Origin of the sequence: Tepiditoga spiralis (assembly GCF_014701195.1) — a bacterium.
GTDB lineage: Bacteria > Thermotogota > Thermotogae > Petrotogales > Petrotogaceae > Tepiditoga > Tepiditoga spiralis.
The window spans coordinates 1,956,351-1,970,239 of the sequence record NZ_AP018712.1 but is presented as its reverse complement, the minus strand read 5'-3'; the positions used below and the strand labels follow the sequence as shown (position 1 = coordinate 1,970,239).

At 25.3% G+C, this 13,889-nt stretch carries 13 protein-coding genes; 4 read left to right on the top strand and 9 right to left on the bottom strand.

Features of this window, described 5'->3' with window-relative positions:
* The first annotated feature begins 282 nt into the window (after positions 1-282).
* The 4 genes from IGS63_RS09220 to nagA are packed head-to-tail and all read left to right on the top strand — an operon-like array spanning position 283 to position 3,813.
* Complete coding sequence (locus tag IGS63_RS09220) at positions 283-1,005, top strand: GntR family transcriptional regulator (RefSeq protein WP_190614369.1); 723 nt, start codon at positions 283-285, stop codon at positions 1,003-1,005.
* Positions 1,002-1,832, top strand: a complete 831-nt coding sequence (locus IGS63_RS09215) for a BadF/BadG/BcrA/BcrD ATPase family protein (RefSeq protein WP_190614367.1) — start codon at positions 1,002-1,004, stop codon at positions 1,830-1,832. Before IGS63_RS09220 ends, IGS63_RS09215 begins: the two co-directional genes overlap by 4 nt.
* Positions 1,829-2,737 (top strand): SIS domain-containing protein, encoded by a 909-nt coding sequence (locus IGS63_RS09210; protein WP_190614365.1) that lies wholly within the window; start codon positions 1,829-1,831, stop codon positions 2,735-2,737. Before IGS63_RS09215 ends, IGS63_RS09210 begins: the two co-directional genes overlap by 4 nt.
* A complete protein-coding gene (gene nagA / locus IGS63_RS09205) occupies positions 2,734-3,813 on the top strand; it encodes an N-acetylglucosamine-6-phosphate deacetylase (protein ID WP_190614364.1) in 1,080 nt (359 codons plus the stop codon). The genes IGS63_RS09210 and nagA overlap by 4 nt, the downstream gene beginning before the upstream one ends.
* 17 nt (positions 3,814-3,830) lie before the next feature.
* Here the strand turns inward: nagA and IGS63_RS09200 are convergent, their stop codons facing one another.
* The 9 genes from IGS63_RS09200 to IGS63_RS09160 form a co-directional block, all read right to left on the bottom strand.
* The gene (locus tag IGS63_RS09200) at positions 3,831-4,478 is read right to left on the bottom strand and encodes a Dph6-related ATP pyrophosphatase (RefSeq protein WP_190614362.1); all 648 of its coding nucleotides are present in this window, start codon (positions 4,476-4,478) and stop codon (positions 3,831-3,833) included.
* Entirely contained in the window at positions 4,471-6,255 is a 1,785-nt protein-coding gene (locus tag IGS63_RS09195; RefSeq protein WP_190614361.1) for an aminopeptidase P family protein, read from the bottom strand. Before IGS63_RS09195 ends, IGS63_RS09200 begins: the two co-directional genes overlap by 8 nt.
* A gap of 93 nt (positions 6,256-6,348) precedes the next feature.
* Positions 6,349-7,608 carry a glycosyl hydrolase family 8 gene (locus IGS63_RS09190; RefSeq protein WP_190614359.1) on the bottom strand — a complete coding sequence of 420 codons (1,260 nt, stop codon included), beginning with the start codon at positions 7,606-7,608 and terminating at the stop codon, positions 6,349-6,351.
* Between the two features lie 19 nt (positions 7,609-7,627).
* On the bottom strand, positions 7,628-8,629 hold the full coding sequence (locus tag IGS63_RS09185) for a LacI family DNA-binding transcriptional regulator (protein ID WP_190614357.1): 1,002 nt from the start codon (positions 8,627-8,629) through the stop codon (positions 7,628-7,630).
* 10 nt (positions 8,630-8,639) lie between these two features.
* A complete protein-coding gene (gene bgaS, locus IGS63_RS09180; RefSeq protein ID WP_232521195.1) occupies positions 8,640-10,130 on the bottom strand; it encodes a beta-galactosidase BgaS in 1,491 nt (496 codons plus the stop codon).
* A gap of 4 nt (positions 10,131-10,134) precedes the next feature.
* Positions 10,135-11,052 carry an ABC transporter ATP-binding protein gene (locus IGS63_RS09175; protein WP_190614355.1) on the bottom strand — a complete coding sequence of 306 codons (918 nt, stop codon included), beginning with the start codon at positions 11,050-11,052 and terminating at the stop codon, positions 10,135-10,137.
* A complete protein-coding gene (locus tag IGS63_RS09170; protein WP_190614354.1) occupies positions 11,045-12,025 on the bottom strand; it encodes an ABC transporter ATP-binding protein in 981 nt (326 codons plus the stop codon). Before IGS63_RS09170 ends, IGS63_RS09175 begins: the two co-directional genes overlap by 8 nt.
* A 2-nt stretch (positions 12,026-12,027) precedes the next feature.
* Positions 12,028-12,894, bottom strand: coding sequence for an ABC transporter permease (locus IGS63_RS09165; RefSeq protein ID WP_190614352.1), 867 nt, complete (start codon positions 12,892-12,894; stop codon positions 12,028-12,030).
* A 2-nt stretch (positions 12,895-12,896) separates the two neighbouring features.
* Positions 12,897-13,889, bottom strand: coding sequence for an ABC transporter permease (locus IGS63_RS09160; protein WP_190614350.1), 993 nt, complete (start codon positions 13,887-13,889; stop codon positions 12,897-12,899).

The following is a 13,889-nucleotide window of genomic DNA, read 5'->3' as shown; positions in this document are numbered from 1 at the left end:
CTTAATAATACTACATTTAACATATTTTTCAAAATGCTAAATTTTACAATTTTAGATTATAAATAGTAATTAAAACTTATTAAGATTAATTATGTTAATTTTTTATTATAAGAAAGATAAATTCAAATATATGTAATTACTTATATTTGAAAAAATATATCAAATAATGCTTTTATAAGTAATTTTAATTTTTTATATTTGACAAATAAAAAAAAATATTGTAAAATAAATTATGTATGTTATTACATATATAATAATGTATAGTTTTTTAGAGGTGATATTATGACGAAAGATCCACTATATTTATCTGTATATAAAAAAATAAAATCTGATCTTATTAATAATAAATATAAAAAAGGAGATAAAATTCCAAAAGAATTAGAATTGTGTGAAACATATAATGTAAGTAGATTAACTGTAAGAAGAGCGTTGGACGAACTTGTAAGAGAAGGTCTTTTAAAAAGAGTAAAAGGAACTGGAACTTTTTTTAATGGTTTTAAGACTGAAGAAGTTTTAACAAGGCTTTCTAGTTTTACTGATGAATCTATAAAAAATGGATTTAGTAGTAAATCTATTGTTTTAGAAAATACTTTAATTACAATTCCAGAAGAGTTAATTCCTGTATTTAATCTTCCTATAAATTCAAAAATACTTAAATTAAAAAGAATTAGATATAGAAATGAAGAACCATATGCGATAGAGACTGCTTATTTAAATCTTGCGGCAGATATAAGATTATTAAATATATTAGATGAAGATATGAATAAAAAATCGTTATACTCAATATTAATTAATGAATATAAATTAAGTTTAAAGTATGCAGAAGAAACAATTGAAGTAACGCAACTTTCTTTAGAAGAATCAAAATATTTAGAGCAAAAGAAAAATTCACCAGCAGCTTTGAGGAGGCAAATAACAAAATTAGATAATGGAATTTGTATAGAGTACGTAGTAGCAGTTTACAGAGCCGACAAATATAAATTTAAGGTGGTGAAAAATTTTTGAAAATATTGGGAATTGATGGTGGTGGAAGTAATTTAAGATATTGTATAAATAATAAAAAAGCAGTTTTAAAGTTTGGAGTTAATTTAACTGCTGAAACTTCAGAATTTTTAACTAAAAAATTTTCTGAATTAAAAAAAATTACTGGTAAAGTTGATAAAATAGTTGCATCTCTTTCTGGAGTTGAAAATGAAAAAATAAAAGAGAAAACATACAATATATTAAAAAATGTTTTTGAAATAAATAATATCATTTTAAAAAATGATATAGAAGCACTTGTTGAAGTTACAAATGAAAAAAAATTTGCTGTAATAATTTGTGGAACAGGCATAAATGTTATGGGTATTGATAAAATTAATAATAAAAGATATCAGAATGGAGGATGGGGATATTTATTTGGAGATATAGGAAGTGGTTTTTGGCTTTCATTAAGAAGTATACAGGAATATTTAAAGTATAAAGATAATCTTAGAAACTATGATGAAATATTTGAAAGTTTAGAAAAATATTTTAAATTAAGTAAAACTTCAGATATATTAAATTTATTATCTGAAGATAATTTTAAAACTAAAATTGCATCTTTTACTCCAGTTCTCTTAAATGAAAAAAGTAAATTAATTGATGATTTGGTAAATGAAGGAACAAATATTTTAGCTAATCGTTGTAAAATTGTTTTGAAAAGAATAAATTCAAATATACTTTATCTACATGGAGGTACATTTAAGTCAAAATACTTTTATGATACTTTTGTAGATAAATTTGAAGAAGATATTATTTTTAAATTTACAACTAAAAATTTAGAGTGCTTATTAGCAGGAGGAATGTTATGAAAACTTTAGAAGAAATTTTAAAAATACCTAAATTATTAAATAAAAAAATATCTTTTGAATTAAATAAAGAAAAAAAATATTTATTTGTTGGATGCGGTTCTTCTTATAATATTGGATTAACTGTTTCTGAAGTAATGAAAAAAAATGGGTATAGTGCTAATGTGAAAACAGGTGGAAATATTGTATTATTTGATAATGAAAATTACGATGAAGCAATACTAATAACAAGGACAGGAACATCAACAGAAACGGTAAATTCAGCAAAAAATTTAAAAAAGAAAAATATACATACAATAGGAATAACCTGTGGAAAGGATACAGATATAGTAAAAAATACAGATGAAAGTTTTGTTTTTGATTTTGCAAATGAAGAAAGTGTTGTTATGACGGGATCCTTTGTTTATATATTGAATTTTTTGTTAAATGGAATAAAAGAATTTGATTTATCAGAAGATTCAAAAAAAGTATTAGATGAATCTATAAAAAAAATAGATAAATTAAACTTAAAAAATTATGATCATTTTGTTTTTTTAGGATTCAATGAAAATTATGGGATTTCAAAGGAAGGAGCTTTAAAACTACAAGAAATGGCTCTTGCAAGATGTGAATTTCATGAACCATTAGAATATAGACATGGTCCAAAATCTACGTTAACAAATAAAACTTTAGTAATTTTTAATACTACTGGAACTGAAATGGAGAAATCTTTGGAGGAAGAATTAATAAAAATGGGAGCTCGTGTTCTTACAATTGGTGAAAAGAAAGAAATAAATATAAAAAATTTAAGTGGTTTTGAAACACCATTAAGAATTATACCTATTCAATATTTAGGTTATAAGTTAGCAATTTTAAAAGGACTAAATCCAGATAATCCTAAAAATCTTTCTAAATCAGTGATATTATGATATTAAAAAATTGTCTTATTGTTGATCCATTGGATGGTGAATATACTGGAGAAGTTTTAATTGAAAAAAACATTATAAAAAAAATAACTCAAAAAACTTTATCTTATGACAAGATATTAATGCCAGGTTTTATAGATACGCATACTCATGGTTACAATGGAATTGATACGATGAATGCTACAAAAGAAGAGTTTAAAAAATGGAGCTTATTAAATTTCAAAAATGGAGTTACTACATTTTTCCCTACAACAGTAACAGCTTCTAATAAGAATTTATTGAAAGTTTTGGATACTGTTGAAAAAATAAATGATACATCAATAAAAGGAGTCCACCTTGAAGGACCTTTTATAAATAAAGAAAAAATGGGAGCTCAAAATCCTGATTATATTAGAATATTTACTAATGAAGAGTTAAATGAATTAATGAGACCCATAGTAAAAATAATGACTATTTCTCCAGAATTAAATGATATATCAGCTTTTAATGATGTTAAACTTTCAATTGGACATTCTAATGGAAAGTATGAAGATTTTAAAAATGCTTTTAAAAAAGGGATAAATAGAATAACACATTTTCCAAATGCATTAAGACCTTTACATCATAGAGAAATTGGTGGAATGGGAAGTGGATTATATTTTGATTTTAATTTAGAATTAATTTGTGATGGTTATCATACTTCTCCGGAATTTATAGATATGGTCTATAAAATAAAGGGGGCAGATAAATTATTTTTAATTACTGATTCAATATCTGCAACAAATTTAAATGATGGTACTTATACACTTGGAGATTTGAATGTATTTGTAAAAGATAATAAAGCAACATTAAAAAATGGTACTATTGCGGGAAGTACTTTAAAGTTTATAGATGCAGTAAAAAATTTTAAAAAGTTTACAAATTGTACTCTACAAGAACTATCAAAAGTTTCATCTTATAATGCTGCAAAAGATTTAAAGCTTGAAAAAATTGGTAGAATAAAAGAAGAGTTTTATGCAAATATAGTTGTTTTGGATAAAAACTTAAATATATTAAAAACTATTTTTAATGGTATAGATCAAAATATCAGCACTTATTAATAAGTGCTGATATTTTATTAATTTGTTTTTAAAAAACTATAACCAGAAAATGATACTATTTCTTTAAAATCTAATTTTATTTTATAATTAAAAAGAGGTCCATCAGTAACTATAGTATGAAATTCACCACCTTCTGCACTAGGATCTATATTATTATCAATTAATTTATTTATTAATTGTTCATTTAATTCTTTACCCAAAAAACTTTTATCTAAAATAGAATCTTTAACAGCTATTATTGTTGCTTTAAATCCTGATTTTATGAAATCAATAGGTAAACTTTTTCTATTTAACTTCCATAAAGGTAAATGCGCGTTTAAATTTGCTTTTTTACATACCATTTTTTCCCATTCTTTGTGTTGTTCTAAATCAATATCTCCAAAAACTATATTTTCAATACCTTCCTTTTTGTAATTTATTAATTTTTTTATAAATATTTTTTCATAATTGTCCCAAGTTGCATTTTCTTTTTCTAATTCAATATTCATTGATTTTGCTTGTTCAGATAAAACAGAAATTGGAAGCGCATGAGATCTTGAACGTTCACCATCTTCTTTAAACATTGTAAATAATTTATAAGGAATCCAACCATTTTGTTTCATTTTGTATAAAGCAAAACAGGAATCTTTGCCTCCACTCCAAGAGCAAACAATTTTTTTATTCATTTTTTTCACCTATAGGTTCTGTTTTTTCTTTTAACCATTTTTTTTCTTCTTCATTTAAAAATGGAGATAATTTTTTATAAACCTCTTCATGATAGTCATTTAAGTAGTTTATTTCTTCTGAAGAAAGCATACTTGTTTTTACACCTTTTAAATCAATTGGACAATATGTAATTATTTCAAATTTTAGAAATTTTCCAAATTCTGTTTCTTTATCTTCAACGACTAAAAGTTCATTTTCTATTCTTATTCCATGTTTTCCTTCTTTATAAACTCCAGGTTCATTTGTTATTATCATTCCAGGTTCAAGAACTATTGTATTTGGAATTGGTCTAAATTGTTGAGGTCCTTCATGTACATTTAAAAAGTATCCAACTCCATGTCCTGTTCCACACTTATAATCAATACCTTCATTCCAAAGAGGTTGCCTTGCTAGTATATCTAAATTTGAACCTGTTGTTCCATAAAGAAATTTTATTTTTGATAGTGATAAATTTCCTTTTAAAGTTAATGTGTAGTCATACATTTCTTCATTTGTTAAATTACCTAAAGAAATAGTTCTTGTTATATCTGTTGTTCCATCAAAATACTGTCCACCAGAATCAACTAAAAAGAATCCTTCATTTTTTAGTTCATATTGTGTATTTTCTTCAGCTTTATAATGCATCATAGCTGCATGATCTTTGTAAGCTGCTATTGTATCAAAACTAATTTCAAAAAAATCTTCTTGTTCTTTTCTAAAACTTTCTAATTTTTCTGTTGCTGAAATTTCTGTTATTTTCTCTTTATTTATATTTTTTTCAATCCAATATAAAAATTTTACCATTGCTACTCCATCTTTAATATGGCATTTTTTTATATTTTTTATTTCGATATTATTTTTTATGGCTTTTAAGTATGTTGTGATGTTTTTTTCTTCTAAAATTTTTTCGGGTTTATTTAAACTTAAGTATATTTTATAATTTGTTTTTTGAAGATCAAATATGTATCTTTTATTTTTTTCTAATGAGTTAATAAAAGTATATATTTCATCGTATTTTTTTATAATTATTTTATTTTCATTTAAATAATTATAAACAGTATTGTCTAATTTATTTTTATCAATAAATAAGTAAGTTTCTTCTTTTGAAATTATTGAATAGGCTAAAAATACAGGATTATTTTTAACATCATTTCCCCGTAAATTAAATAGCCATGCAATATCATCGAGTGAAGATAAAATATAGTAATCAAAATCTTTCATATTTCTTTTTACTTCAATTAATTTTTCTTTAAAACTTTTTCCGGCATATTTTATGTTATGAATAAAAATATTTTCTTGAGGTAATTTTGGTCTGTTTATCCAAATTTCATTTATTAAATCTTTTTCTGCATACACTTTTAATTTCTTGTATTTAATTTTATCCTTTAATTTTTTTACTTGTTCAATGGAAAAACATTTGGCATCAAAGCCTATTGTATCTCCTTCTTTTAATTCTTTTAAGAGCCATTCTTCATAAGTAGGAACTTCTGGTTCATTCATTTTAAATAACTTTATTTCTGAATTTTTTAATTGTTTTTCAGCTTGTATAAAGTATCTTCCATCTGTCCAAAGACCAGAACTTTCTTTTGTAATTACAACAATTCCAGCAGATCCAGTAAATCCAGAAATCCAAGCTCTTGATTTAAAAAAATCAGCAACGTATTCACTTTGATGATAATCAGAAGTTGGTATTATATAAGCTTGTATATTATTTTTTTTCATCAACATTCTTAACTTTTTTATTCTTTCATTTATCATAAGATCCCCTCCTTTTTTAATGAATTATACTATAAAATATTTAGTAATAAAAACTAAAAAAATGGAATAATCAGAAGATTATTCCATTTTTTTTTATAATTTAGGCCAATTTCCAGAAATTATTAACATTACTAACATTCTTATTGTATTTGGAAAATATTCTATATCTTCAAAGGATGTTTCGTCGTCATAAAGCATGAAATCCCATAATTTATTTAACCATTTTTGATTATTTTTATTTATCATTGCACTAACTGCGAATGGTGCAACAAAACTAATATCCGTACCTTCCCAATCTCTTATTATTTTATTACCATTTAAGTAATATCCGGGATTTATTTTTGATGGATTTAAATTTGTCTTTTTTTCTATCCATGTATTCATAGTTTGAAGTTGTGTATATAATTCGTTATTTTTATTACCTAAGATTATGTCTAATGAAAGTCTCCAAGGATCTCTACAAGCATTCCAATTATAATTACCATCATTTTCATCTTCTAAAAAATTAGATTGAGAAGGAATATAATCTCCATTACTATTTTTTACTAGAAAATCTGGTAATAGCCCAGTTTCTTTAGAATAATTATTAAAGATAAAATTGCTGATTTTTATAATTTTATTGTACACTTTTTCCCATTTTTTAGAATTTTTGTCATCATACTTTATAAATGTAGATATAGTGTTCAATATAAAATCAGAACTTCTTGTTGAATACATATAATCTTTATCATTATGAGCCCAATCACCAAGTTGAAGTATCCAATCTTCATGATTTACTTCACTTTCCATGATTGCATTTATCATATTTAATGCTTCTTTTTTATAGTTTATTTTGCCATTACTTCCCCATTGTTTATCTGCTATTATTAAAGATAAAGCTATATCTAAATCTCCATCAATTGCACTATCATTATCTTCAGTATCGACTATTTTCCCATTATTGTTTATTTGTTGCCAAGCCATTAAATTTGGATTTATTGAACTTGGATGAGCTTTAAAAAAATTAAACATTGCATCATAAATTTGATGAGCTTGTTTATCTTTATCTCCAATTATTGAAAAAATAAGCATACCATATCCATGAGCTTCTGATACAGTTACAGCATTTTGGGGTTCGACCCAATCTCTTTTTAAATAATTCCAATTAATATACATTTGATCTTTTTTAGAAACTTTAGTTAAGTATCTATTTTTCCATTTTTGATAATACTTATAAACTTGATCATCTAATTGGTTTTGTGTATAAATAGATGGTTTTATTATATTTTCACTATATTTTGTATGATTTGGAAAAGGTATTGACAATGAAATCATCTCCATAGTTAAAACTATTAAAATAAAAAATTTTTTCAATTTGAAGCCCCCCATAACATTATTTTTTTGATATATCTATTACAGAGTCTCTTTCAATTATTTCAGTTGGTAAAAATATTTTTCGTTTAACCTTACTTGTGCTTTTTCCTTCTACTCTTTCTAATAGTAATTGTGCAGCTTGTATTCCTATTTCTTTTGTTGGTTGTTTTACAGTTGTTAAAGCAGGATCTAAATAAGGAGAAAACTCAGAATCATCAAATCCCATTATACTTACTTCTTTTGGACATTTTATATTTAATTCTTTTAAAACTTTTAAACCTCCTAAAGCTGTCCAATCATCTATAAAAAATATAGCTGTAAAGTTTATTCCATTTTCTTTTATAAAATTTTTTACAGAATTATAGCCATTTTGTATTCCAAAATTGCTTTTTTTAAAATGTATTTCAACATTATTTTTTCTTATAAAAAAATCTTCAAATGCCTTTTTTCTTAGTATACAAGAATAAATTTCTTCTGGTCCTTCTATAAATAATATTTTTCTATGACCTTTTTTATACAAATATTTTGCTGCTTCTTTTGCAGAATTATAATTATCTATTCCAACAGTATCAATTTTTATATCTGATTTACCTCTATCTACAGTAACTATTGGCAAAATCTTATCTATATATCTTTTTATTAAATTATCATCATCAGATGATGTACAGAGTATTATTCCATCAACACGTCTTGTTGACATTTCTTTAAAAGCTTGAGCTTCACGAGATATAATTTGATTCATTGTAGTTAAAAGCATTTCATAATTATTTTTTATTAAAATGCTTTCTATTCCTTCAGCAATTAAACTATAATGATCTCCTTGTAAATCAGGTACTAAGACACCAATTGCTTTTTTTAGTCCTTTTTTTATAGTATCGCTTTGTGTATAATTATATTTTTTTAAAGCTTTTAAAACTTTAGTTCTTGTTTTTTCAGAGACATTTATACTTCCATTTAATACTCTTGACATAGTAGAAATAGACAACCCAGTTAATCTTGATATTTCTCTAAGTGTAGGCATTTTATCAACCTCATTTTTTTAAGTAATTATATGGTAAAATAGTTAATCCCTTCATTGCTTCTGTGATTTCTCTTTTTTCTATTATTTCTTTGTATACATAATAACTTGGTCTTGGAGATCTTAATTTGGTTTTAAAATCTACTTGGATTAAGCCAAATCTTTTTTCAAAGCCACTTGACCATTCATAATTATCTGTAATAGACCAATGCATATAACCAAAAATATTTGCACCATCTTGTATTGCTTCATTTATTTTTATTAAATGAGATATTAAAAATGCAGATCTTAATTTATCAAATTTATCTGCTATACCATTTTCAGTTATTATCATTGGTAAATTATATCTATCTTTTAATAATAATAAATTTCCTTTTAATCCTTCTGGATATATTTCCCATCCCATATCTGTTGATGGTGTGTGATTTGCTGTAAACCCAGATTTTTCACAATCGTATCCATACCCACTCATTTCTTCAAAGTTTAATATTTCTTTTTCAAATATTGGTTCTGATTTTCTGACCATAGTTCTTGTATAGTAATTCACTCCTATAAAATCAATTCTTTTTTCTAAATCTTTTCTAAATCTTTGTTTTCCAGTTAATTCGTCATCTACAAGACCTTTTGTTATTGTATCCATAAAATGATAATTATAAAAGTATCTGGCATTTTCTATTATTTCTTCATCTTCTTTTTTGTAAGGTGTTGCCCAAGAGAAAGAATAAATCATACCAATAGGTTTTTCAGTATATTTTTTTGCATTATCATAAGCTCTTGCGTGAGCTTCGCTTTGCCTTTTAATAGCCTCTAAGTATACATCTAAACTATATATTGCAGGTATAAAACCAGTAGAAGGTATTAAATATCCACCAGAAGCAATTATTTGAGGTTCATTCATTGTTGCATAATAATCAACATATTCATCTAATTTTTTTGTTATATATGCTGCATATTTGGAAAATTCAATTACAAACTCTTTTGAAGCCCATCCCATTATACCTTTTCTATTTCTATTTATATTTATACAGTCATGAATCCATATGGGTAATGTAAAGTGAGAATAATCAATCATAACTTTTAAACCATTTTCTTTTGCATTTTTTAATATTTTTATATAATGGTTTAAATTGTCATGATTTGCTATTTTATCCATTTCTTCTAAAGTTTTATCATTCACATTTATATCTATTATATCATTGTTATCATACTTAACTTCCGCTTTAACATCAAAAGTGTTTTTTGGAAATATTCTTGACCATTCAATACCAATTCTTATTATTTTTAAGCCTAATTCTTTCATTAAAATATGATCTTCTTCATATTGATTCCAATAATTTGTTCCATATTCAGGATAATCACCACTAACAAATCCAGCATTCATATTTGCGGCATTATGAGTCCAAACATACCAATCACTTTTATTATCTATATCTTTTTCACTACCCATTTCAAATTGAAAACCAGACATTGATGCTCCAAATAAAAAATCTTTGTTAAAATTCATTATACTACCTCCCATTTACTATCACTTTATGATTTTTTTCAACTTCTAATTCAGTATCTTTATTAATATTCTTTTTATAAAAATTATTTACTTCTATTTCTATTTTTTCTGGTAAAAATTTTTCTTCTTTTTTCCATTTAAATCCTATATCTGGTATTGAATTTAATAGCATCTTTGTATAAGGATGAACCGGATTTTTGTAAATTTTTTCTGTACTACCTTTTTCTACTAATTTTCCCTTGTACATTATAAGTGTAGTATCACTCAAATAATATCCAAGAGATAAATCATGGGTTATAAAGATAACAGACATACCATTTTCTTTTGATAACTTGCCTAATAAATTTAAAACCCCTATTCTTGTTGAAGCATCTAACATACTTATTAATTCATCTGCTATTAATAGATCTACATTCATTAATAATGCTCTTGCTATTAAAAGTCTTTGTAACTGTCCTCCACTCAATTGATGAGGATACTTATTTAAAACTGATTCTGGTTTTAAACCAACATCGTTTAGAGCTTTTTTTATTTTTCCATCTTTTTTTTCTTCATGTGGAAAGTAACTATTAAAAATCATATTAAAGATTCTATCTACTTTGTACAAAGAATTGAATGAAGAAAATGGATCTTGAAATATTCCTTGAACCTTTAAATAATAATCTTTCTTTTCTTTTTTTGATTTTATTTCGGTTATATCTTTATCTTTAAATATTATTTTCCCTTTTGAAGGTTTTAATAACTTTAATATCATTCTTCCTATTGTTGTTTTTCCACTACCACTTTCTCCAATTAAAGAAATGATTTCGCCTTTTTTTACTTCAAAAGAAACATTTTTTACAGCTGATTTTACTTCTTTTGAAAATACTCCCAATGTAAAATCTTTGCATAAATTTTTGACCTCTAAAATTACTTCATTCATTTTTATCACCTACATTTAACCAACAATATACTTCATGATCATTTGAAATTATTGTTTTTGGTGGTGCTTCTTTTTCGCATTTATCAAAAGCATAAGGACATCTAAATCTAAATCTACAACCATTACCAAAATTTAATAAATTAGGTGGAGTACCTTCAATTCCATCAAGCTTTTCATTTTCAAATCTTGTTCCAATTTTTGGAAGAGATGAAATTAGAGCTTTGGTATATGGATGTTTAGGATTGAAAATTATATCTTCACTTGAAGCTATTTCGGCAATGTGTCCTGCATACATGATCATTATTTTGTCTGCAATTTGATATAATATTGAAAGATCATGAGTTATAAAAATTATTGAATCTACTATTTTTTCATCTCTGAAATTAGAAAGCATTTTTGCCACAAATTTTTGTGAACTAACATCTAAAGCAGAAGTTATTTCATCTGCTATTAATAACTTTGGATCTAAAAGAGTTGAAATTACTAAAATTACTCTTTGTTTCATTCCTCCTGAAAGTTCTATTGAATATCTATTTAAAACATCTAAAGACAAATTAACCATTTTAAATCTTTTTTTGACTTTTTCAAAAAAATTTTCATCAGCTTTTATGCCATGCTCTTCTACTAAATCTTTTATAAAATCTTTTATCTTTTTTGTTGGCGAAAAAGAATCCATAGCCGCTTGAGGTATTATTGAAATATCTTTAAACCGAGTTTTGTTCATTTCTTTTGCATTTAATTTCATTAAATCTTTATTCAAGAGATTTGCTTCTCCAGAGATATATTTCATAGGTTTTTTTAGTAAGATCAAGCTATGGCCAAGAGTTGTTTTACCACATCCAGATTCTCCTGCTACACCAAGAATTTCTTTTTCATTTACTTTAAAAGATATACCATCTAATGCTTTAACATAACCTTTTAAGGTTTTATAATAAACCTTTAAATCATTTACATTTAAAATATTTTTTGACATAATCACATCTCCCTTAATTTTGGATTAAATACTTCATCCAAACCAGTATTTATAAAGTAAAGTGATGTAACTAAAACTGTAAGGATTAATCCAGGTAATATTGCCCACCACCATAAGCCTAAGGGAAGTGCATTCCAATTTACTGCGTTTTGCATAATTAAACCAAGTGATATACCTCTTGTTGGTCCAAGACCTATAAAATCAAGTCCAACAGCAGTTAAGATTGCTCCAGCGAATTGTAAAATATAAACCATAAATACATAAGAAAACATATTTGAAGCTATATCCTCTATTATTATTTTTAATGTAGGAACTGATGAAATCCTTGAAAGATTTACAAATTCTTTATTTTTTATTGCAAGAGTTTGAGCTCTAACGGCTCTTGCAGACCAAGGCCAACTAGTTATTCCTATTATTATGCTTTGAACTAATATACCTCTGTAAGGTAAATAAGCAGAAAGAATTATTAATATAGCTATAACTGGTATTACAAGTAATATATTAGTTAACATCATTAATCCTTCATCTAGCAAAGTACCACTTTTGTATCCAGAGATAAATCCTAAAAGAACCCCTATTACTAAAGCAATAGTTCCACCAACTAATCCAACAAAAAATGTAGATCTTAATCCATATAAGACTTGTGTAAAAACATCTCTTCCAAATATAGTTGTTCCCATTAAATGTTCTAAACTTGGGGAAGAATAAGGGGCTCCAGCTATTTCTTCATAATCAAATTTTGTTAAAATAGGAGCTAAAAGTGCTAAAATTAAAAAAAATAAAAATATGGAAAAACCTATAATAACTTTTTTGTTTTTTAAAGCATAGTACCAATTATCATGATTTTTTAATTTTTCTTTTAAATTCATAATCATACCTCCCCCGAATAAGAATAACGTACTCTAGGGTCTATAAACATATAAAGGATATCTACTAAAAAATTAGCCAATAAAACACCAATTATTATGAATAAGAAACAACCTTGTACTAAAAAATAATCTTGATTTAAAATTGCTTTTAATAAAGTATAACCAAGACCAGGATAAGAAAAAACTATTTGTGTAGTTAAGTTTCCTGCTATTATTGTTCCAAGACTTAAAGCTAATCCTGTTACTTGTGGTAGTTCAGCATTTCTAAATGCATATTTACGAATTAATTTTTTTGAGCTACCCAAAGCTTCCATATATTTTGAATAATTTGATCCCATTTCATATATAATCATATTTCGCATGCCTATTGCCCATCCTCCAAGCATTACACTAAATAAAGATAAAAATGGAAGTATCCAATGTTTAAAAAAATCTATTATAAAGGAAAATGAAAAAGAAGGTAGCATAGTAGAACTATAAGCACCATTTATAGGAAAAAGCCCCATAACAACACCTAATACATAAACTAAAATAACTGCAAACCAAAAATATGGTGAAGAAGTTAAAAAATAAAATATTGGCATTAATATATTATCTATTTTTTTATTTACACCTGAAATAGCTCCAAGTTTATTTCCAAATATCCAACTAAGTATTACAGCTGGTAATAATAAAACTATGTCATAAATTGCAGCCTTGCTTATTATTTCAATAACTGGCTTTGGATAAAGATAAATACTAACTCCAAAATCTCCTGTAAACAATGCTTTCCAAAAATCTAAGTACTGTTCAAAAAAAGATTTGTTTAAACCAAAAGAATCCAGAAAAAAACTTTTTAATGCTGCTTTACCTTCATTTAATCCATGTAATTTAGCCATTAAAAGACTCATGGGGTCTCCTGGCATAAAACGAGGAATTAACCAATTCAAAGTAACAGCAAAAAAGAAAGTTATTAAATAAATAATTATCTTTTTTCTAAAGTATTTATTTTGCAT